The following is an 18,179-nucleotide window of genomic DNA, read 5'->3' as shown; positions in this document are numbered from 1 at the left end:
GTTCGCCAAGGCCACCGGGCAGCCGCTCTACCTCGGCCGCGCTCACCGGCTGGCGTCGCGGGCGCAGCGGCTGGCCTTGTTCGCCCGCGACCGCGGGTGCACGGCGCCGGGTTGCACGCGGCCGTTCTCCCAGTGCGAGATGCATCATGCGCCGGACTGGCAGGACGGCGGTCCTACCGACATCGACCATTTGGGTGGCGCGTGCGGCAAGCACAACCGCTGGAATGGGAAGAATCCGGGTGATTGGGAATCGACCGTCCTGACCGGCGGCCCGGACAGGGGCCGCATGGCATGGCGGCCGGTCGGACAGGACGGGCCGTGGATCGTCAACCCGCTGTTCCACCCGGACAAACTCCGCACCGGACCGCATACCCCGGAAGCAGAGCGCACCCCGCCGCCGGCGGTCAATCACCGGCTCGGCACCACCGGCCCGCCCGGGATCGGAACCACCGCCGAATCCGGCGTCACGCGCCTCAGCTGGAAGGACCTGGCAGCCTGACCACCACCTGAGTGGCCAGGCCGCCGGAACGTGCCGCGACGAGCGAGCACGCCCGGGGGAGATCACGTCACCCTTCCGAGCCTGCATCGCCGCTGTGCTGGCGAATCTAGACCGTGCTGGCGAATCTGGACGGTTCGGTTCAGGTAACGCCAGCACGGTCCAGACCCGGCGGTCTCGCAGAAGAACACCAGCGGCGCCGACCCGGCGTGCTATCGGACCTCCCTCGTCTTTGACGCTCGTCGGAATGATCCCCCGGCCAGGCCGCAAGGCGGAGGGAGATCGAATGCGACAGCGACCGTAGACTCGTCGCGCGTACCCGACTTGCGTGCCGCAGTGACGGCATCACCGTCGAATGTTCCGCGAGGTCCTGCGGTCGTGGCGACCGTGGTCCTGGCGACGATCGGGATCCTCGCGTTCACCGCGCCGTGGGTGGTCGTGCGAGCGGGTGACACGTCACTGGTGACCGTTACACTCTCGCGGCAGGTCGACACGGCGACGCCGGAGGTCGACGACTTCTCGGGCAGTCCGGGCTGGGCGATCTCGCTTGCCGTGCTGCTCGCGTTCCTCGCGCTCCGCGCGTGGCAGCGACCTACCACGGCCGGTTCGGCGGCGGCGTCGTCGATCGGCGGCATCGTGGTGTTCGTGGTGGTTCTCCTGACGTGGATCGGCCGTGCGGCGTGGCCGAATCGAGCCCACCTGCCGGACGGGGTCGCGATCCACATGGGCTGGGCCTACTACGCGTCCCTCGGCTTGGCCGCGACGCTCCTCGTCGTGCCATGGGCGGTCGCCCGTGCCCCCGCTCGGTGACTTGGCGGGTCGGTACGGGTCAGTAGTAGAAGTACGCGACGACGTCGCCGATCTGCTGCTCGTCGAACATCGTCGCGCACCGCAACACGAAGCCGTCGTAGTCGCCGGTCTGCCGGCACGCCACGGGCTTGCCGATCGCCATCCCGCGCTCCCACACATTGTTCGTCGTGCCGTCGGCCGGGTCCTGGTACATGACTCGTTCGGCAAGGTCGCAACTCGGTCTGACGCTGACAGGTGTGGGCCAGGTCGGGATGGCGACCTTCAGTCGCTCGGCGAAGTCGGTGCGGTCCATCGCGTAGTAGCGCGGGGTGATCAGCCCGGGACACACCTGCGTGTGCGGCGGCGGACCGGCCATCGGCGCGGGATTTGCGAGCGGCGGGAACAGGTCTTCGGAGCGCTCGAAGGTGGTGCGGCCGGAAGGCTCGGGGGCGGCGTCGTCGTGGGTCGAACAGCCGGCCAGTATGCCGATCACAGCTATCAATGCGAGCTTCTGCAGTGAGCGCTCGGGGTGCACTACTGATCCGTCGGATAGATGAAGACCGCACCGAGAGCCGGGAGACTCGTTGATTTGCGATGGTATGCCGCGGTGATCCGCTGTTCCCAGTCTTGATACTCAGCGAGGTCGAGGTAAGGATCGGCAACTCGAACGGAGACTATCGTTCGCCGCTCGCCGTGGATCTGGACGACGTCCAGGACGGCGTCGATGACGGCCGCGGGTGCGAGGACGGAACTGAGTGCTGCTTGGGCTGTCGTGAGGTAAACGCGCGCTTTCCGGTTGGTCCACCACGAACGGATGGCGTAGACGCCGACGAGGAGAAGAACCACTCCGATCGTGCGGAAGAGGCCCACCGGCGCGCTGAGCTGGTGGCCGGGGCCGGTCATGTCCTGCGCGCTGAACGCGAACGCTCCTCCGGCCCAGATCGCAGGTACGGCGGCGATCGCCCATCCGGTGCCGCGTCGCTCAGCTGTGATGCGAGCGCGCCTCCAATAGTCTGCGGCCTCAACGCGATCCATGCCGAGTGTGTATCGGAGCAGCGCTGGAATTGGCGGCTGCGACGGCGGCGGTTGGTAGGCGGCGGCAGAGGGAGCGGCGGGTGATGGTGAGGGCGGCGCGCTCACCGGTGCTGCGAGTGGCGTCTGGACCGGAGTCGTCCGGGACGCCGGCTGCGGGCGACTCGGAGTTTGCCGCAGGCCGATGGTGGTCGCAGGAGCGGGGAGCCCGGCGGACATCAGCGGAGTGGGATCTGCCTGGGGCCGCAGATCGCGGAGGAGGCTCACCCAGACACCGGGGGTGGGACGGTCGGCGACAGTCGTGGTGAGTGCCCGAACGAGGAGGGGTTTCAGGACTTCGAGATCCGCGGGCAGGTCGTCGGCGTCGCGGGTGTGCTGGTCACCGGCGAAGAGGCGGAGTACGAGGAGGCCGAGCTTGTAGGCATCGCCCTCGGGAGTGCCGATCTGTTCTCCGGCGGGAACGTTCCAGCTCGGCGTTTCGGCCTGGGGGAGGGCACTTCTGCCGCGATGGATCATGGCATCGCAGTCGAGGAAGTAGACCGCGCTGGTCGCCGGGTCGAAGAGAATGTTCTTGGGCGAGAAGTCGCCGATCGTGTAGCCGCCCTTGTGCAGGACCGCCATCGCGGTCGCCACGGAGATCAGCAGGTCGATCTGGGTGCGTCGGCTGATCGCGAAGCCGAGAGTGCCGAGAAACTGCGGGCTGTTGAGTAGATGCTGGAATTCGTTGAGGATCGGTTTGCGGTCCGCGCCGCGCGGACTAGGCGAGGTGAACTCAGCCGGGACGGCAGGCATCAGGAAACCGGTGACCGCGCCGGAGTCGGCGACCAGAGCGCAGGGCCACGCGAAGACGTCCAGCCGGCGGTCTCGCTGGACATCGTCGATCCCGGCCATGGTCGCGACCATGGCGTGGAGGGCGTCGACGTCGAGGTCGGCGAGTGGTCCGGGCTTGTACGCCTTGTAGACCATGTCCCGCCCGAAGAGCGCCGAACCGGTGCGCAGCACCGAGCCCTGACCGCCCTTGCCGAGTTCGTCGCCGAGGTTGAGCGCAGCGCGATCGATCGGTGCCATGGTCACTGTTCCCCCTTGTGGTGCATACCGTGGTGTGCAGAGAATATCCGAGATTCAACGGTGACACGTCACGTGGATGGTCCCCGGCCGCGGGGAGGGGTGCGGCCGGGGACCCACCCCTTCTCTGTCTGGGATTCGACGGCGCGCGGAAATCGGATTCGCGCGCCGGGGTCACCAGGCGAAGGGGTCGTCGAACTTCGGTGGGAGTGGGACGGTCAATGCACGGCGCAGGCCGCACGGGTTGCACGGATCGCGGTCGATCATCTCGCCGGTCCAGCGGAAGACCTGGTACCCGAGGTCGCGGAGGCGAGCGTCGATTGCGTCGCGCTCGCGGCATTCGCGGTGCGGGCCGTCCGGATGGCGGGGCCGCCAGTCGCGCTCGCGCCGCCAGCCGCGGCGGTCGTCCTCGTCGCCGCGCCGGTCGAAATCGCAGAACTGGTCGACCTCTTCACAGAAGCCGATCACCTTCTGCTCGGGCCACACGAACGGCGGCGTGGCGACGACGATGCCGTCGTCGATGATGTCGATACACAGCTCGGGTGTGGGCAGGCCGAGTCCGGCGAGGAGGATCCGGCTCCGGCTCTGGGATTCGGTCTGAGCGCGGCCGTCGAGCAGGGCGAGTGCGTCGGTGACACGCTGGCGTTCGCCGGGACCCAGGAGCGCGGCCTCCGCTTCCAACTCGGCCATCGTCGCGATGCCTTCGCGGAGGATACGGTCGCCGACGACCACGAAGCCGTCGCTCTGTGCGTACTGCCGGGGCCGCCACAGGTCGACGAGGGTCCGGGCCAGGCTGATCACCTCGACGCCCTCGACGACGACCGTCGACGGCGGCCGATGATCATGAGTACTGGTCGCGGCGCTGCGCCGGATGGTCCTGCGCTCGTCGAGGTAGTTGTAGAACTCGATCGGGTCGTAGCGGTAGTGCGAGTAGGTGCGATGGCTGTTCTCCAGCGGCACCACGCCGTGCAGTCGGGCCGCGGTCTTGCCACCGACGACCAGCCCCGACACCTCCGGCAGCCGCAGGTAGGCGCCGATCGCGGCTAGCAGCTGGCGGCGGCCGTCACCGCGGGCGATGTCCGGCGGGCCGAAGAACTCGCTTCGGAACTCGGCGATCAGCCCGGCGCGTTCGGCCGCCCGGATCGGAGCCATGGCCAGGCCGGCGGCCTTCAACTCGCTGCGATGGACGGCGTGGTCCAGGGTGCGGAGCAGATCGGGAACGGGTACTTCGGCGGTCGTCATGTGACCACCGTCGTCGGTGCGTGTGCCGCGCGGAATAGGTGGTTGCGGTGTGCTGTGGACAACTCACGTTGTCCACAGCATCGAGCCACGGGGTCTTGACGGACCGGAGGAACTATGCGGTACGGGACTCGGTGTCGAGGAGGTCGCCCCAGCCGCGGCGTTCGATGCTCGCGCGGAGTTGGGGGGTGGGGGTGTTGGCGGTGAGCCAGGCGGCGACGGCGGTGCGCTCCGCGTCGCGGTCCGCCGGTGGTATGTCGAGTTCAAGCAGCAGTCCAGCGACTGACACGACGGGGAGGCGCGTGCGGATCTCGACTGCCGGAACGGACTCGACGAATCGTTCAAGAGTCATCGTTCATCACCTCGCAAACGAGCACGGGCAGGGCAGGATTCCTTCGATCCACCGCCCAGTATCGCACGGTGGGCCGGTACAGCAGGAGTTCTTGCTGGTAGCGGAGACGCTCGCTGCCGATCGGCGGCAACCATCCGACGTGGACGCCGATCTGGATCCTGAGTTGGACCAGGAAAGCACCTCCGCGCAACGGAGGCCGGGTGAACTCGTGTACGGCGATCGTCCAATCAAGCGAAGCGGCGACGAACCCGGTCAACCGATGGGTCACGCCGATGAGCGACTCGAGTGCGGTCACGTCGAGGCCGGTGGCTTTGCGCGCGTCTCGGTTGCCTCGCCATGCGGTGAGGGGGAGAGCTGTGCGAGACCCGCGAATGAGTTCGGCGAGGGCGTCGTGCGCTTCTCCGGCACGTGGCTCGGTGCTCAGTCCACGGGCGAAATCCTGCACTCGTTCGTAGAACCGGTCGGTCGCCTGCCATAGCCGGACGGCGGCCCGCTGCTCCGCACTGGGTTCGGGTGCGTTGAACAGCGCGTCGTATGCCCGCGGGTCATCGGGCGCGGCATCGGCGGTACTGCTTGTGGTCATGCGACCACGGTCACCGGCCCCGGGTTCGCGCGGAACGAGGTGACGGCTCCGGCCTGTGGACGACTCGCACAGTCCACAGCGTCGAGCCGCGGGGTCTTGACGGGCCGGAGGAGCTATGCCGATCGGGATTCGGCGTCGAGGAGGTCTTCTCAGTCGGTGGGCCGAAGCCGCGTGAAGCCGGAGGCGTGGGCGGCGGGGAAGCCGTCGATCGGGCCGGTGGTCATCTCGACCTGGGCGCGCGCCTGATCGACCACCGGGGTGTCCGGGTCGAGGACGGACAGGTACATCTCGTGCTCGGCCAGGGAGGCGACGGCGGTCTCCACGAAGCCGTCGACGTCCACCGCGTGGGTGGAGCCGGGGCCGTTGGTGAACAGGGCGCGCGGCGGGTCGGGCAGCTCGTCGTAGGCCTGCGCGACGGCGGCGGCGAACTCCATGTGGTCGCGCTGGTTGGGTGCCCCGGGAGCCCATTCCGCGCCGCCGTAGAGGGACAGCACGATGTCCGGGCTCACCCGCGTGATGGTCTCGGCGATCTTCGCGCGCAGTTCCGGGGTGTTGAACAGCTCGCTGTCGGTGAAGCCCCAGAACTCCACTTCGTCGACGCCCACGACGGCGGCCGACGCGCGCTGCTCGTCCTCGCGGAGCGGCCCGGCCTGCTCGGGCGGCATGCCGGCGATCCCGGCCTCGCCGGAGGTCGCGAGCGCGTAGGTGATGACCTTGCCCGCGGCGGTCCATGACGCGACGGCGGCGGCCATCCCGTACTCAGGGTCGTCGGGATGAGCGACGAGGACCAGCGCGGTCGACCAGTCCCGGGGGAACTCGGTGATGTCCATGGCTCCTGACGCTACTCTGGATTCATGGCGAGGTTCAGCCCCCTCGAATGGCCGGTGATCCGGCAACTTCGCTCCGGCGATGCACTCGGCCGCGGTCCCGCGGTCGAGTCCGCGCGCACCAAGAAAATGGAGCCGCGCACCAAGACCGCCGACCGGGTGGTGCAGAGCGTCTGCCCGTTCTGCGCTGTCGGCTGCGGCCAGAAGGTGTACGTCAAAGACGAGCGGGTCATCCAGATCGAGGGCGACCCGGATTCGCCGATCTCCCGGGGGCGGCTGTGTCCGAAGGGCAGCTCGAGCGAGCAACTGGTCAACAATCCGTTGCGGCAGACGACGATCCGCTATCGCGCCCCGTATGCCACCGACTGGCAGGACCTGGACCTGGATACCGCGATCGACATGATCGCCGACCGGTTCGTCGAGGCACGCCGCAATCACTGGCAGGACGTCGACGCGCGCGGCCGTCCGCTGCGCCGCACGATGGGCATCGCCTCGCTCGGCGGCGCCACCCTCGACAACGAAGAGAACTACCTCATCAAGAAGCTCTTCACCGCGGCCGGCGCCATCCAGATCGAGAATCAGGCGCGCATATGACACTCCGCCACGGTTCCCGGTCTGGGAGCCTCGTTCGGCCGCGGTGGTGCCACCCAGTCCCTGCAGGACATGGCCAATGCGGACTTCATCCTGCTCATGGGCGGGAACATGGCCGAAGCGCACCCCGTCGGATTCCAGTGGGTCACTGAAGCCAGAGCCCGCGGTGCCCGCGTGATCCATGTGGACCCGCGGTTCACCCGCACGTCCGCGGTGGTGGACAAGCACATCCCGATCCGGGTGGGCTCGGACATCGTGCTGCTCGGCGCGCTGATCAACTACGCGATCAGCCACGACCGGTACTTCCACGACTACGTGGTCGCCTTCACCAACGCGGCGACGCTGGTGGACGACGACTTCCAGGACGCGGAAGACCTCGGCGGGCTGTTCTCCGGGTTCGACGGCGAGACCGGCACGTACGACCAGACCTCCTGGCAGTACGCGGACGGGCGCGACGAGACGCTGCAGGATCCGCGGACGGTGTTCCAGATCCTCAAGCGGCACTACGCCCGGTACACCCCGGAGATGGTCGCCCAGATGTGCGGCGTCGGTGAGAACGAGTTCGTCTATCTGGCCGAGTCGATGCTCGACAACTCCGGCCCCGAGCGCACCGGCTGCATCGGGTACGCGACGGGCTGGACGCAGCACACCATGGGTGCGCAGGTGATCCGGACGGCGTCGATCCTGCAGTTGCTGCTGGGCAACGTCGGGCGTCCCGGCAGCGGCATCATGGCGCTGCGCGGGCACGCCAGCATCCAGGGGTCCACCGACATCCCGACGCTGTTCAACCTGCTCCCCGGCTATCTGCCGATGCCGTCGGTCGGCAAGCACGACACGCTCGAGCAGTATCTCGACGCGGTCCGCCCCGAGACGCACAAGGGCTACTGGGAGTACGCCGATGCCTACACCGTCAGCCTGCTGAAGGCCTGGTGGGGCGACGCGGCGACCGCCGAGAACGACTGGTGCTACGACTATCTGCCGCGCCTCGACGGACCGGCGGGCACCTACCAGACGGTCGTGGAGATGCTCGACGGCAAGGTCGACGGCTACTTCATCGTCGGCCAGAATCCGGCGGTCGGCTCGGCCAACAGCCGCCAGCAGCGGATGGCGATGGCCAAGCTGAAGTGGCTGGTGGTGCGCGACCTGAACATGATCGAGAGCGCGACCTGGTGGAAGGAGGGACCGGAGATCTCGTCCGGAGAACTCAAGACCGAGGAGATCGGCACCGAGGTCTTCTTCCTCCCGGCGGCGACGCACGTGGAGAAGGCGGGCTCGTTCACCCAGACCCAGCGCATGGTGCAGTGGCGGCACAAGGCCGTCAATCCGCCGGGGCAGGCGCAGGCGGAGCTGGAGTTCTACTACGAGCTGGGCCGCCGGATCCGCGAGCGCCTGGCCGATTCGGACGACCCGCGAGATCGGCCGCTGCTGGATCTCACCTGGGATTATCCGGTCGACGACGAGGGCGAGATCATTCCCGAGGCGGTGCTGTCGGAGATCAACGGCCGCTATCTCACGGGGGAGCACGCCGGTGAGCCGCTGACCTCGTTCGGTCAGCTCAAGGCCGACGGCTCGACGATCGGCGGCTGCTGGATCTACACCGGCGTCTACGCCGACGGCATCAACAAGGCGGCGCGACGCGTGCCGCAGGGCGGCCGGGGACTCACCCAGTCGGAGTGGGGCTGGGTCTGGCCGGCCGATCGGCGGATCCTGTACAACCGCGCTTCGGCGGACCGGGACGGCCGGCCGTGGAGCGAGCGCAAGAAGTACATGTGGTGGGACGACGAGGCCGGACGCTGGGCCGGACCCGACGTCGCCGACTTCCCGGCGACCCGGGCCCCGGGCACCGTGCCGCCGGACGGTGCCACCGGTGCCGACGCGATCGGCGGCGACGACGCGTTCATCATGCAGTCCGACGGCAAGGGCTGGCTGTTCGCGCCGACCGGGCTGGTCGACGGTCCGCTGCCGACGCACTACGAGGCGCAGGAATCGCCGGTCGCCAACGCGCTCTACCCGCAGCAGCAGGCGCCGGCACGGCTCACCATGCCGCGCACCGACAACCTCGACGCCCCGAGCGCTGGGCAGCCGGGCGACGACGTCTACCCGTACGTCTTCACCACCTACCGGCTCACCGAGCACCACACGGCGGGTGGGATGAGCCGCTGGTCGCCGTACCTGGCCGAGTTGCAGCCGGAGATGTTCTGCGAGGTCTCCCCGGAGCTGGCCGCCGAGTGCGGGCTGGAGAACGAGGGCTGGGCGACGATCATCTCGCCGCGCGCCGCGATCGAGGCCCGGGCCCTGGTCACCGACCGGTTGCGTCCGCTGCAGATCAACGGCCGGGTGGTGCATCAGGTCGGGTTGCCGTATCACTGGGGAGTGGGTTCCGATGCCGTCGTCGCCGGGGACGCCGCCAACGATCTGGTGGGTGTCACCATGGACCCGAACGTCTTCATCCAGGAGTCGAAGGTCGGGTCGTGTGCGGTGGTCGCCGGACGACGACCGCAGGGCGCCGCCGTCGACGCGCTGGTGCGCGAGTATCAGGAGCGTGCCGGAGCGACCGTGGAGACCGACAACGTCCGGCTCACCGTGTCGCCGGAGATCGCGGCCGAGTCGGCGGTGAACGCGCGCCACCGCGTCGTGCATTCGGCGATGGAGGATGCGGTTCCGGACGAGTCCGCCGGGACCGAGCCGATGGAGGGAGGAGCCTGATGGGCCAGCTGACCGGACCGTCCGACCCCAGCGCCGACGCGCACTGGCCGATCCACGAGGAGCGTCGCGGCTTCTTCACCGACACCTCGATCTGTATCGGCTGCAAGGCCTGCGAGGTGGCCTGCAAGGAGTGGAACCGTAATCCCCGCGACGGCGACCTGGAGTTCACCGGGATGTCGTACGACAACTCGGTCTCGCTCGGCGCCAGCACGTGGCGGCACGTCGCCTTCATCGAGCAGGACACCGAGCGGATCACCGCGGCGCGCGAGTCCGGGGCCAAGCTGGTCGGCCTGGGCATGCCGCAGCTGCGCGCGTCGTCGGCCGCCGCGGATACGGCGGTGCCGGAGGCGGGAACACCGGACACGACCCCACCGGACACCCCCGAGTTCCGCTGGCTGATGTCGTCGGACGTGTGCAAGCACTGCACGCACGCCGGCTGCCTGGACGTGTGCCCGACCGGGGCGATGATGCGCACCGAGTTCGGCACCGTCGTGGTGCAGGCCGACATCTGCAACGGCTGCGGCACCTGCGTCGCGGGCTGCCCGTTCGGTGTGGTGGAACGGCGCAGCGACGGCACCGCCGCGCCGACCACCCGGCAGGGTGAGCGCAAGGGCGAGCAGCCGGAGATCCCGAATCGCGGCATCGCCCAGAAGTGCACGCTCTGCTACGACCGCCTGCGCGACGACGAGACCCCGGCCTGCGCCAAGACCTGCCCGACCACCTCGATCAAGTTCGGGGATCGCGCCGACATGGTGACGCAGGCCCACGAGCGGGTCGCGCAACTGCACGAGCGGGGGATGACCGAGGCCCGGCTCTACGGCGCCAACGAGAACGACGGTGTCGGCGGCACCGGCTCGGTGTTCCTGCTGCTCGACGAGCCGGAGGTCTACGGGCTGCCACCCGATCCGCGCGTGTGTACCGCGGATCTCCCCTCGATGTACAAGCGCGCCGTGGTCGCGGCGGCCGGGATGGCGGCGGCGGTGGCCGTGTCGTTCCTGAGTTCGGGGCGGCGCCGATGACGAGTTCCGAATTCGATCAGTTCCGTCCGCCGCGTGACCCGCGCAAGGGCAAGGGGCGCAAGGGCGGCGGGAAAGGCAAGGGCGGTCGCGGCGACGACCTCATGGTGCCGCAGGTCGAGGTGGAGCACCTCGACGCGCGCGGCTACTACGGCCACCCGGTGGTCAAGGCGCCGCCGTGGGAGTGGCCGGTCGGCGCCTATCTCTTTCTGGGCGGGGTGGCAGGCGGTTCGGGCCTCCTGGCGCTGGGCGCGCAGCTGACCGGCCGGACCGCGTTGCGCCGCAATACCCGGCTCACCGCTCTCGGCGCGGCCGGGCTGGGCGCCGTCGCGCTGATGGTGGACCTCGGCCGGCCCGAACGCTTCCTGCACATGCTGCGGACCTTCAAGGTCACCTCGCCGATGAGCGTGGGTTCGTGGATCCTGGTGGGCTACAGCAGCTTCATCGGGGTGGCCGCGGTGGGCGAGGTGGATCGGCTGACGGCGGACCGGCTGCCGTTCGGACCGCTCCGCCCGGTGCTGCGGGCCGCGGAGGGGCCCGCCGGAATCGCCGCGGCCGGCCTGGCGGCACCGCTCGCCGCTTACACGGCCGTGCTGCTCGGCGACACCGCCATGCCGACCTGGAACGCGGTGCACCGCGACCTGCCGTTCGTCTTCGTCAGCTCGGCGAGCCTCGCGGCCGCCGGCGCCGCGCTCGTCACGACGCCCGGCCAGGAGGCCGGACCCGCGCGCACCCTCGCCGTGCTGGGGGTGATCGGCGACGTCGTCGCGACCCGGGTGATGGAGAAGCGGGCCGATCCGGTGGCCATCGAGCCGCTGCACCACGGGACACCCGGGAAACTGCTGCGCTGGGCGGAACGACTCGCCGTCGCCGGGGGTGTCGGCGCCCTGCTGGCCGGTGGCCGCCGGGGGCGCGTACGACGCGGCGTGGCCGCACTGTCCGGGGCGACGCTGCTCGCCGCCTCGGCGTGCACCCGTTTCGGTGTCTTCGAAGCGGGTCTGGAGTCGGCGGCCGATCCGCGCTACACGATCGAACCGCAGAAGCGGCGCCTCGCCCGGCGTCGTGCCGAGGGGATCACCGGCGACTCGATCACCGGACTGTGATGCCCGCCGGGCCGCCGTCGGCGGGTACGAGGTGGCCGATCACCGGGTAGCCGGGTACCTCGCCGGCCACCAGCAGGCCGCCGGAGGTCTGGGCGTCGGCCAGCAGCAGGAGGTCGTCCTCGCTGATCCCGGCCCCGGCGGAGAGCTGCGGCCGGACCCAGTCCAGGTTGCGCTGCGTGCCGCCGGAGACGAACCCGTCGCGCAGGGCCTCGCGGGCACCCTCGAGCACCGGCACCGCGGCGGCGTCGAGCACCGCCGAGACGCCGGAGGCGCGGCACATCTTGTACAGGTGGCCCAGCAGGCCGAAACCGGTCACGTCGGTCGCCGCGCGGGCACCGGCCGCGAGCGCCGCCGCGGCGGCATCCCGGTTGAGGGCGGTCATCGACGCGATCGCGTTGGCGAACACCTCACCGGTCCGCTTGTGCCGGTTGTTCAGCAGACCGACACCGATCGGCTTGGTCAGCGTGAGCGGGAGCCCGGCGGCCGCGGAGTCGTTGCGCAGCAAGCGGTCCGGGTCGGCGACGCCGGTCACGGCCATGCCGTACTTCGGCTCGGGATCGTCGATCGTGTGACCGCCGATCACCGGGCAGCCGGCCTGTGCGCCGATGTCGAGGCCGCCCCGCAGCACCTCGGTCATCATCTCCATCGGCAGCACGCCGCGCGGCCAGCCGACCAGGTTGATCGCCACCACCGGGCGCCCGCCCATCGCGTAGACGTCGGAGAGCGCGTTCGCCGCTGCGATCGCGCCCCAGTCGTAGGGCGAATCGACCACCGGAGTGAAGAAGTCGGCCGTCGAGAGCACCGCGAGACCGTCGGCGATCCGGACGGCGGCGGCATCGTCGCCGTCATCGAGGCCGACCAGGACATCCGGGGAGGTCTGGCCGACGAGCCCGGCCACCGCCTCCTCCAATTCGCCCGCGGGAATCTTGCACGCGCACCCGCCGCCGTGCGCGTAATCGGTCAGTCGCTTCAGGTCGCTCACACCAACCGAGGATAGGCCGCTATGTTGGTCAGCGGAGGCGTCTGGGTTCCTGGTGGGCCCCCCGGTCTTCAAAACCGGTGAGATCGAGTATCTCGGTCTGGCGGGTTCGATTCCCGTCCGTCTCCGCCAACTTGTGCCGGATGTGAGAGGTCGCGATGAATCAGATTGCCGCGCAAGGTGATCCGCGTCGTCGCATCCCCCGCACCGATGTGCTGCTCGCGCTGCCCGAGGTCGCCGCGGCCCGCGCACGACTCGCCGAGCATGTGGTGGCTGCGCGGGTGCGCGACGTCCAGGAGCGGGCCCGGCGCGGTGAACTCGCCCCGGAGGACGTCGCCCGGGCCCTGGCCGACGACCTGGCCGCCGCCCGTCCGGTGTCGCAGACCCCGGTGATCAACGCGACCGGGGTGGTGGTGCACACCAACCTCGGGCGGGCGCCGCTGCCGCCTGCCGCGATCGCCGCGCTGGTCGACGCCGCCGGATACGTGGACGTCGAGATGGATCTGGACGCCGGAGTCCGCAGCAAACGCGGCGTCGGGGCGCGGGCCGCGCTGCTGGCGGCCTGCCCGGCCGCCGAGGATGCCCTCGCGGTGAACAACGGGGCGGCGGCGCTGGTGCTCGCGACCACCGCCCTGGCCGCCGGACGCGAGGTGATCGTCTCCCGCGGCGAATTGATCGAGATCGGCGCGGGCTTCCGGCTGCCGGACCTGGTCGCATCGACCGGCGCACGACTGCGCGAGGTGGGCACCACCAACCGCACCCACCTGCGCGACTACCTCGATGCCATCGGGCCGGACACCGGCTGCATCCTCAAGGTGCACCCGAGCAACTTCCGGGTCACCGGCTTCACGTCCGGGGTCTCGGTGCGCGAGCTGGCCGGTCCCGCCGCCGAGCGCGGGATCCCGCTGGTCGTAGACCTCGGCAGTGGGCTGCTGGCACCCGACCCGCTGCTGCCCGACGAGCCGGACGCCACCACCACCCTGAACGACGGCGCCGACCTGACCACCGCCAGCGGCGACAAGCTGCTCGGCGGTCCGCAGGCCGGGCTGATCCTGGGCCGGGCTCCGCTGGTGCAGCGGCTGTCCCGGCATCCACTGGCCCGCGCCGTCCGCATCGACAAGCTCGCACTGGCCGCGCTGGAGGCCACCGTCGCCGGGTCCGCGGCTCCGGTGATGCGGTCCCTGCACGCCGACCCGGAGCGGCTGCGGGAGCGCGCCGAGGCCCTCGCCGCGCGGGTCGGGGGGACCGTCGTCGAGCACGACGGCCGGGTCGGCGGGGGAGGCGCGCCCGGCGTGCCGCTGCCCGGATACGCGGTGCGGCTGCCGGAGTCGCTCGCGCGGCCGCTGCGCACCGGCACCCCGGCGGTGGTGCCGCGCGTGCACGACGGCGCCGCCCTGATCGACCTGCGGTGCGTTCCGGAGGCCGACGATGAACGCGTCGCCGCGGCGGTACTGGCCGCGCACGCCGTGCCCTGATGTTCGTCGTCGCGACGGCCGGGCACGTCGACCACGGGAAGTCGACGCTGGTCAAGGCGCTCACCGGGATGGAGCCCGACCGCTGGGAGGACGAACGACGGCGTGGGCTCACGATCGATCTCGGGTTCGCCTGGACCACCCTGCCGGCCGGCCGCGAGGTGGGCTTCGTCGACGTCCCCGGGCACCAGCGCTTCCTCGGGAACATGCTCGCCGGGATCGGCCCGGCGCCGGTGGTGTGCTTCGTGGTGGCGGCCGACGAGGGCTGGCAGGAGCAGTCGTCCGATCACCGGGATGCGGTGCGCGCGTTGGGTATCGAGCGGGGACTGATCGTCGTCACGAAGACCGATCGGGCCGGGCCGGAGCGCGTGCGCGAGGTGGTGGCGCAGGCACGCGCCGAACTGGCCGGGACCGGGCTCGCGCGGGTACCCGCGGTCGGTGTCTCCGCCGTCGCGGGAACCGGACTGGACGAGCTGCGCGTCGCGCTCGACACCGTCCTCGGCGGCTCACCGGCGCCGTCGGACACCGGACGGGTCCGGCTGTGGGTGGACCGGTCGTTCACCATCACCGGTGCGGGCACGGTGGTTACCGGCACGCTCGCGGCCGGGAGCCTCGCCGACGGCGACCGACTCGAGTTGCACGCGCGCGACGGGCGGCGCACGGTGACGGTCCGCGGCCTGCAGACGCACGGCCGTGACGCCGGTGTGGTGCGGCCGACCAGCCGGGTGGCGGTGAACCTGCGCGGCGCCGGCGCGGAGGAGATCCGCCGCGGCGACGCGCTGGCGACCCCGCGCGCGTGGCGGTCGGTGGCCGTCGTCGATGTGGTGCGGACCGATCCCACCGGCGACGTGCCCGAGTGGCTGACGGTGCACGCCGGGACGGCGGCCGTTCCGGCCCGGGCCCGGCCGCTGCGCGACGCGCACCTGCGACTGACCCTCGCGCGGCCGCTCCCGCTGCAGCGCGACGACCGTCTTCTGCTGCACGATCCGGCGGCCGGACGGATCGTCGGCGGTGCGCTGGTGCTCGACGTCGATCCGCCGCCGCTGCGCCGCCGCGGCGATGCGGCGCGCCGCGCGGACGCGCTGTCCGGGCTCGATGATTCCGCCGGTGCGGCCGACGAGGTGGCCAGGGGCGGTGCGGTGCCCGCCGCGCGGCTGGCGGAACTGGGACTCGACACCGCGTCGGTGCCCGACGGGGTCGTCGTGCTCGGCGACTGGTGGGTGAGCGAGCAGGTGTTCGGCGATTGGCAGGCGCGGCTGCGCGGGGCCGTCGTCGATCTGCACGAGCGTGACCCGTTGGCGGCCGGGCTGTCGTACGGGGCGGCGCGCGATGTGCTGGCGCTGCCGGATCCGGCGCTGCTGGCGGCCGTGGTCGGCGGTGCCGGGGTGACGGCCGAGGGCGGGCTGCTGTTCCTGCCCGAGTTGCGGCGCGATCTGGGGCCGGCCGAGGCCGGGATAGGGGAGTTGGAGCGTCGTCTGCGGGCGGCGCCGTTCGCCGCTCCCGAGGCCGATGATCTGGCCGGCTTGCGGTTGGGCACGAGGGAACTGGCCGCGGCCGAGCGGAGCGGCCGGCTCTTGCGCTTGGCCGACGGTCTGGTGCTGCTGCCGACGTCCCCGGCCCTGGCCATGCGGGAACTGGTGCGGTTGCCGCAGCCGTTCACCACTTCGGAGGCGCGACGGGCGCTGCACACCTCGCGCCGCGTGGCGATCCCGCTGCTGGAACACCTCGATGCCCGCGGCTGGACCCGCCGGATCGACGGCGGACACCGGGAAGTCGTGCGCTGATCCGCGCGTCAGGGGACGAGATCGCTCGGCGCGAAGGAGACGGGGAAGGGGTCGGTGACCGCGAAGGGCCGGTCGCCGGTGGCCTCGGCGGCGACGACGTAGTCGCCGTCGCCGAGGCTCCAGGCGGTGATCGACGGCTCGTCGGGGTCGACCACCCAGTAGTGCGGGCAGCCGGCGCGGGCGAGGCGGTCCTTCTTGAGAGTGAGGTCGAAGATCCGGGTTGACGGGGAGAGGACTTCGACGGCGAGGAGTGGCGGACCGGGAAGGGCGTCGTCGGTGAGGTCGGCGACCGGCGCTACGAGGATGTCCGGTTGCATGACGGTCGTGTCTGGGAGGACGACATCGAAGGGCGCCAGCAGTGCTTCCAGCACGTCGGGGCTCGCTGCCCGGAGCCGAACGAAGAGTTCGCCGACAGCGACTTGGTGCCGGCGCTTCGGTGCGGGACTCACGATGAGCAATCCGTCGATGAGCTCATACCGATGCCCGTCGTCCGGCAGGCTTCTCATCTGCTCGTGGGTCAGCGGCGACGGTGTCACAATGAGGACTCCGTCGATGAGCTCGTACTTGTGACCGTCCTTGCGAACGGCGTCCAGGTCCGCGCGCGTCAGCGGCCGCCCGAAGGGCAGACCGCCGAGGACCGCTGTCGTCATGGTCGCCATCGTAGTGCTCCTCCCCCGTCATGTCTCCAGTGAAGACGGGGGAGGGCGCGCCTGCCAGACCCTACCCGCGAGTTGTGGACTACCGCTCGCGGTCGAGGTTCGCCATCTTCAGCACGTCGAGACGACGGTCGAGTTCCTCCTCGGAGAGGGCGTCGCCGATCAGGCCGCGGTCGATCACGGTCTGCCGGATGGTCTTGCCCTCCTTGAGGGCCTCCTTGGCGACGGCCGCCGCCTCTTCGTAGCCGATGGCGCTGTTGAGCGGCGTGACGATCGAGGGGCTCGACTCGGCGAGGGTGCGCAGCCGGTCCTCGTGCGCCACCAGCCCGGAGATGCAGCGGTCGGCGAACAGCCGGGACACGTTCGCCAGCAGGGTGATCGACTCCAGCACGTTGCGCGCCATCATCGGGATGTAGACGTTCAGTTCGAAGGCGCCGTTGCCGCCGCCCCAGGTGACGGCGGCGTCGTTCCCGATCACCTGTGCGGCGACCTGCGTCACGGCCTCGGGGAGGACGGGATTCACTTTGCCGGGCATGATCGAGCTGCCCGGCTGCAGGTCGGGAAGCGCGATCTCGCCGAGACCGGTGAGCGGGCCGGAGCCCATCCACCGGATGTCGTTGGCGATCTTGGTCAGCGAGACCGCGACCGTCTTGAGCTGGCCGGACAGCTCGACGAGGCCGTCGCGCGCGGCCTGCGCCTCGAAGTTGTTCTGGGCGAGCGCCAGCGCCTCGACGCCGGTGAGGCGCTGCAACTCGGCGACCACCTTGGTGCCGAAGCCGTCCGGGGCGTTGAGGCCGGTGCCGACCGCGGTGCCGCCGATCGGCAGTTCACCGACCCGGAGCAGCGTGGCGTGGACGCGCTCGATACCGGCCTCGACCTGCCGGGTGTAGCCGCCGAACTCCTGGCCGAGGGTCACCGGCACGGCGTCCATCAGGTGGGTGCGGCCGCTCTTGACCACGGTGCGCCACGTATCGGACTTGACACCGAGTTCGTCGGCCAGATGTTGCAGGGCGGGGACCAGGTCGCGGACGACGCCCTCGGTGGCGGCGATGTGCGTCGCGGTGGGGAAGGTGTCGTTGGAACTCTGCGACATGTTGACGTCGTCGTTCGGATGCACGTCGACGCCGCGGCGGGCACAGATCGAGGCGATCACCTCGTTGGCGTTCATGTTGGAGCTGGTGCCCGAGCCGGTCTGGAACACGTCGATCGGGAACTGGTCGTCGTGGCGCCCGTCGGCGATCTCGGTGGCCGCGGCGATGATGGCCTCGGCCTTGGTCGCGTCGAGCAGCCCGAGGTCGGAGTTGACCTGTGCGCAGGCCGCCTTGAGCAGGCCCATGGCGCGGATCTGGGAGCGTTCCAGCGGACGGAACGAGATCGGGAAGTTCTCCACGGCGCGCTGGGTCTGCGCCCGCCAGAGGGCGTCGACGGGCACCTTGACCTCGCCCATGGTGTCGTGCTCGATGCGGTACTCGGTCATCGGTCTGCTCCT

General features: G+C 70.6%; 16 protein-coding genes and 1 tRNA gene. 8 read left to right on the top strand and 9 right to left on the bottom strand.

The features are described from left to right. A partial coding sequence (locus tag ACSEEN_RS12680) for an HNH endonuclease signature motif containing protein (RefSeq protein ID WP_502260915.1) occupies window positions 1–499 on the top strand: 499 nt, incomplete at its 5' end. Window positions 500–874: 375 nt separating this feature from the next. Next, complete coding sequence (locus ACSEEN_RS12675) at window positions 875–1,306, top strand: hypothetical protein (protein ID WP_440713370.1); 432 nt, start codon at window positions 875–877, stop codon at window positions 1,304–1,306. 19 nt (window positions 1,307–1,325) lie between these two features. Here the strand turns inward: ACSEEN_RS12675 and ACSEEN_RS12670 are convergent, their stop codons facing one another. The 6 genes from ACSEEN_RS12670 to ACSEEN_RS12645 form a co-directional block, all read right to left on the bottom strand. Further along, on the bottom strand, window positions 1,326–1,778 hold the full coding sequence (locus ACSEEN_RS12670; protein WP_440713369.1) for a hypothetical protein: 453 nt from the start codon (window positions 1,776–1,778) through the stop codon (window positions 1,326–1,328). Window positions 1,779–1,819: 41 nt separating this feature from the next. Further along, the gene (locus tag ACSEEN_RS12665) at window positions 1,820–3,385 is read right to left on the bottom strand and encodes a hypothetical protein (protein ID WP_440713368.1); all 1,566 of its coding nucleotides are present in this window, start codon (window positions 3,383–3,385) and stop codon (window positions 1,820–1,822) included. 171 nt (window positions 3,386–3,556) lie between these two features. Next, complete coding sequence (locus ACSEEN_RS12660) at window positions 3,557–4,624, bottom strand: hypothetical protein (protein WP_440713367.1); 1,068 nt, start codon at window positions 4,622–4,624, stop codon at window positions 3,557–3,559. Window positions 4,625–4,736: 112 nt separating this feature from the next. Further along, complete coding sequence (locus tag ACSEEN_RS12655; protein ID WP_440713366.1) at window positions 4,737–4,973, bottom strand: hypothetical protein; 237 nt, start codon at window positions 4,971–4,973, stop codon at window positions 4,737–4,739. Beyond that, window positions 4,963–5,556 (bottom strand): hypothetical protein, encoded by a 594-nt coding sequence (locus tag ACSEEN_RS12650; protein ID WP_440713365.1) that lies wholly within the window; start codon window positions 5,554–5,556, stop codon window positions 4,963–4,965. Before ACSEEN_RS12650 ends, ACSEEN_RS12655 begins: the two co-directional genes overlap by 11 nt. A 149-nt stretch (window positions 5,557–5,705) precedes the next feature. Beyond that, on the bottom strand, window positions 5,706–6,386 hold the full coding sequence (locus ACSEEN_RS12645; protein WP_440713364.1) for a PIG-L deacetylase family protein: 681 nt from the start codon (window positions 6,384–6,386) through the stop codon (window positions 5,706–5,708). A 24-nt stretch (window positions 6,387–6,410) separates the two neighbouring features. On the opposite strand from ACSEEN_RS12645, the gene fdnG reads away from it, so the two are divergent. From fdnG to nrfD, 3 genes are read left to right on the top strand one after another with little or no spacing between them, the layout of a single operon-like run. Next, a complete protein-coding gene (gene fdnG, locus ACSEEN_RS12640) occupies window positions 6,411–9,680 on the top strand; it encodes a formate dehydrogenase-N subunit alpha (RefSeq protein ID WP_440713363.1) in 3,270 nt (1,089 codons plus the stop codon). After that, window positions 9,680–10,699 carry a 4Fe-4S dicluster domain-containing protein gene (locus tag ACSEEN_RS12635; RefSeq protein ID WP_440713362.1) on the top strand — a complete coding sequence of 340 codons (1,020 nt, stop codon included), beginning with the start codon at window positions 9,680–9,682 and terminating at the stop codon, window positions 10,697–10,699. The genes fdnG and ACSEEN_RS12635 overlap by 1 nt, the downstream gene beginning before the upstream one ends. Then, window positions 10,696–11,799, top strand: a complete 1,104-nt coding sequence (nrfD, locus tag ACSEEN_RS12630; RefSeq protein WP_440713361.1) for an NrfD/PsrC family molybdoenzyme membrane anchor subunit — start codon at window positions 10,696–10,698, stop codon at window positions 11,797–11,799. Before ACSEEN_RS12635 ends, nrfD begins: the two co-directional genes overlap by 4 nt. On the opposite strand, the gene selD is transcribed toward nrfD, so the two are convergent. Then, window positions 11,786–12,781: a selenide, water dikinase SelD gene (gene selD, locus ACSEEN_RS12625; RefSeq protein WP_440713360.1), complete on the bottom strand. Its 996-nt coding sequence runs from the start codon at window positions 12,779–12,781 to the stop codon at window positions 11,786–11,788. The two genes, nrfD and selD, sit on opposite strands and share 14 nt — an antisense overlap. 33 nt (window positions 12,782–12,814) lie before the next feature. Here selD and ACSEEN_RS12620 point away from each other — a divergent pair. From ACSEEN_RS12620 to selB, 3 genes are all read left to right on the top strand, one after another. Further along, a tRNA-Sec gene (locus ACSEEN_RS12620) sits at window positions 12,815–12,910 on the top strand. Window positions 12,911–12,936: 26 nt separating this feature from the next. Further along, on the top strand, window positions 12,937–14,253 hold the full coding sequence (selA, locus tag ACSEEN_RS12615) for an L-seryl-tRNA(Sec) selenium transferase (protein WP_440713359.1): 1,317 nt from the start codon (window positions 12,937–12,939) through the stop codon (window positions 14,251–14,253). Further along, on the top strand, window positions 14,253–16,034 hold the full coding sequence (gene selB / locus ACSEEN_RS12610; protein WP_440713358.1) for a selenocysteine-specific translation elongation factor: 1,782 nt from the start codon (window positions 14,253–14,255) through the stop codon (window positions 16,032–16,034). Before selA ends, selB begins: the two co-directional genes overlap by 1 nt. A gap of 8 nt (window positions 16,035–16,042) precedes the next feature. Here selB and ACSEEN_RS12605 read toward each other — a convergent pair whose 3' ends face one another. Together ACSEEN_RS12605 and ACSEEN_RS12600 are read right to left on the bottom strand one after the other, a co-directional pair. Beyond that, a complete protein-coding gene (locus ACSEEN_RS12605; RefSeq protein ID WP_440713357.1) occupies window positions 16,043–16,693 on the bottom strand; it encodes a Uma2 family endonuclease in 651 nt (216 codons plus the stop codon). 79 nt (window positions 16,694–16,772) lie between these two features. Then, window positions 16,773–18,167, bottom strand: a complete 1,395-nt coding sequence (locus ACSEEN_RS12600) for a class II fumarate hydratase (protein ID WP_440713356.1) — start codon at window positions 18,165–18,167, stop codon at window positions 16,773–16,775. Window positions 18,168–18,179 lie beyond the last annotated feature (12 nt).

The organism is Gordonia marina (assembly GCF_052036135.1).
Taxonomy (GTDB): Bacteria; Actinomycetota; Actinomycetes; order Mycobacteriales; family Mycobacteriaceae; genus Gordonia.
Note: the sequence above shows the minus strand (reverse complement) of the source record. Positions and strands in the feature narration are given on the sequence as shown.

Bases quoted from the DNA above. Each gene is read 5' to 3' on its own strand.
- ACSEEN_RS12655 (WP_440713366.1), bottom strand. From the start codon at position 4,973: ATGACTCTTGAACGATTCGTCGAGTCCGTTCCGGCAGTCGAGATCCGC.
- ACSEEN_RS12605 (WP_440713357.1), bottom strand. From the start codon at position 16,693: ATGGCGACCATGACGACAGCGGTCCTCGGCGGTCTGCCCTTCGGGCGG.
- ACSEEN_RS12665 (WP_440713368.1), bottom strand. From the start codon at position 3,385: ATGGCACCGATCGATCGCGCTGCGCTCAACCTCGGCGACGAACTCGGC.
- selB (WP_440713358.1), top strand. From the start codon at position 14,253: ATGTTCGTCGTCGCGACGGCCGGGCACGTCGACCACGGGAAGTCGACG.
- ACSEEN_RS12650 (WP_440713365.1), bottom strand. From the start codon at position 5,556: ATGACCACAAGCAGTACCGCCGATGCCGCGCCCGATGACCCGCGGGCA.
- ACSEEN_RS12645 (WP_440713364.1), bottom strand. From the start codon at position 6,386: ATGGACATCACCGAGTTCCCCCGGGACTGGTCGACCGCGCTGGTCCTC.
- ACSEEN_RS12600 (WP_440713356.1), bottom strand. From the start codon at position 18,167: ATGACCGAGTACCGCATCGAGCACGACACCATGGGCGAGGTCAAGGTG.
- selA (WP_440713359.1), top strand. From the start codon at position 12,937: ATGAATCAGATTGCCGCGCAAGGTGATCCGCGTCGTCGCATCCCCCGC.
- ACSEEN_RS12635 (WP_440713362.1), top strand. From the start codon at position 9,680: ATGGGCCAGCTGACCGGACCGTCCGACCCCAGCGCCGACGCGCACTGG.
- nrfD (WP_440713361.1), top strand. From the start codon at position 10,696: ATGACGAGTTCCGAATTCGATCAGTTCCGTCCGCCGCGTGACCCGCGC.
- ACSEEN_RS12660 (WP_440713367.1), bottom strand. From the start codon at position 4,624: ATGACGACCGCCGAAGTACCCGTTCCCGATCTGCTCCGCACCCTGGAC.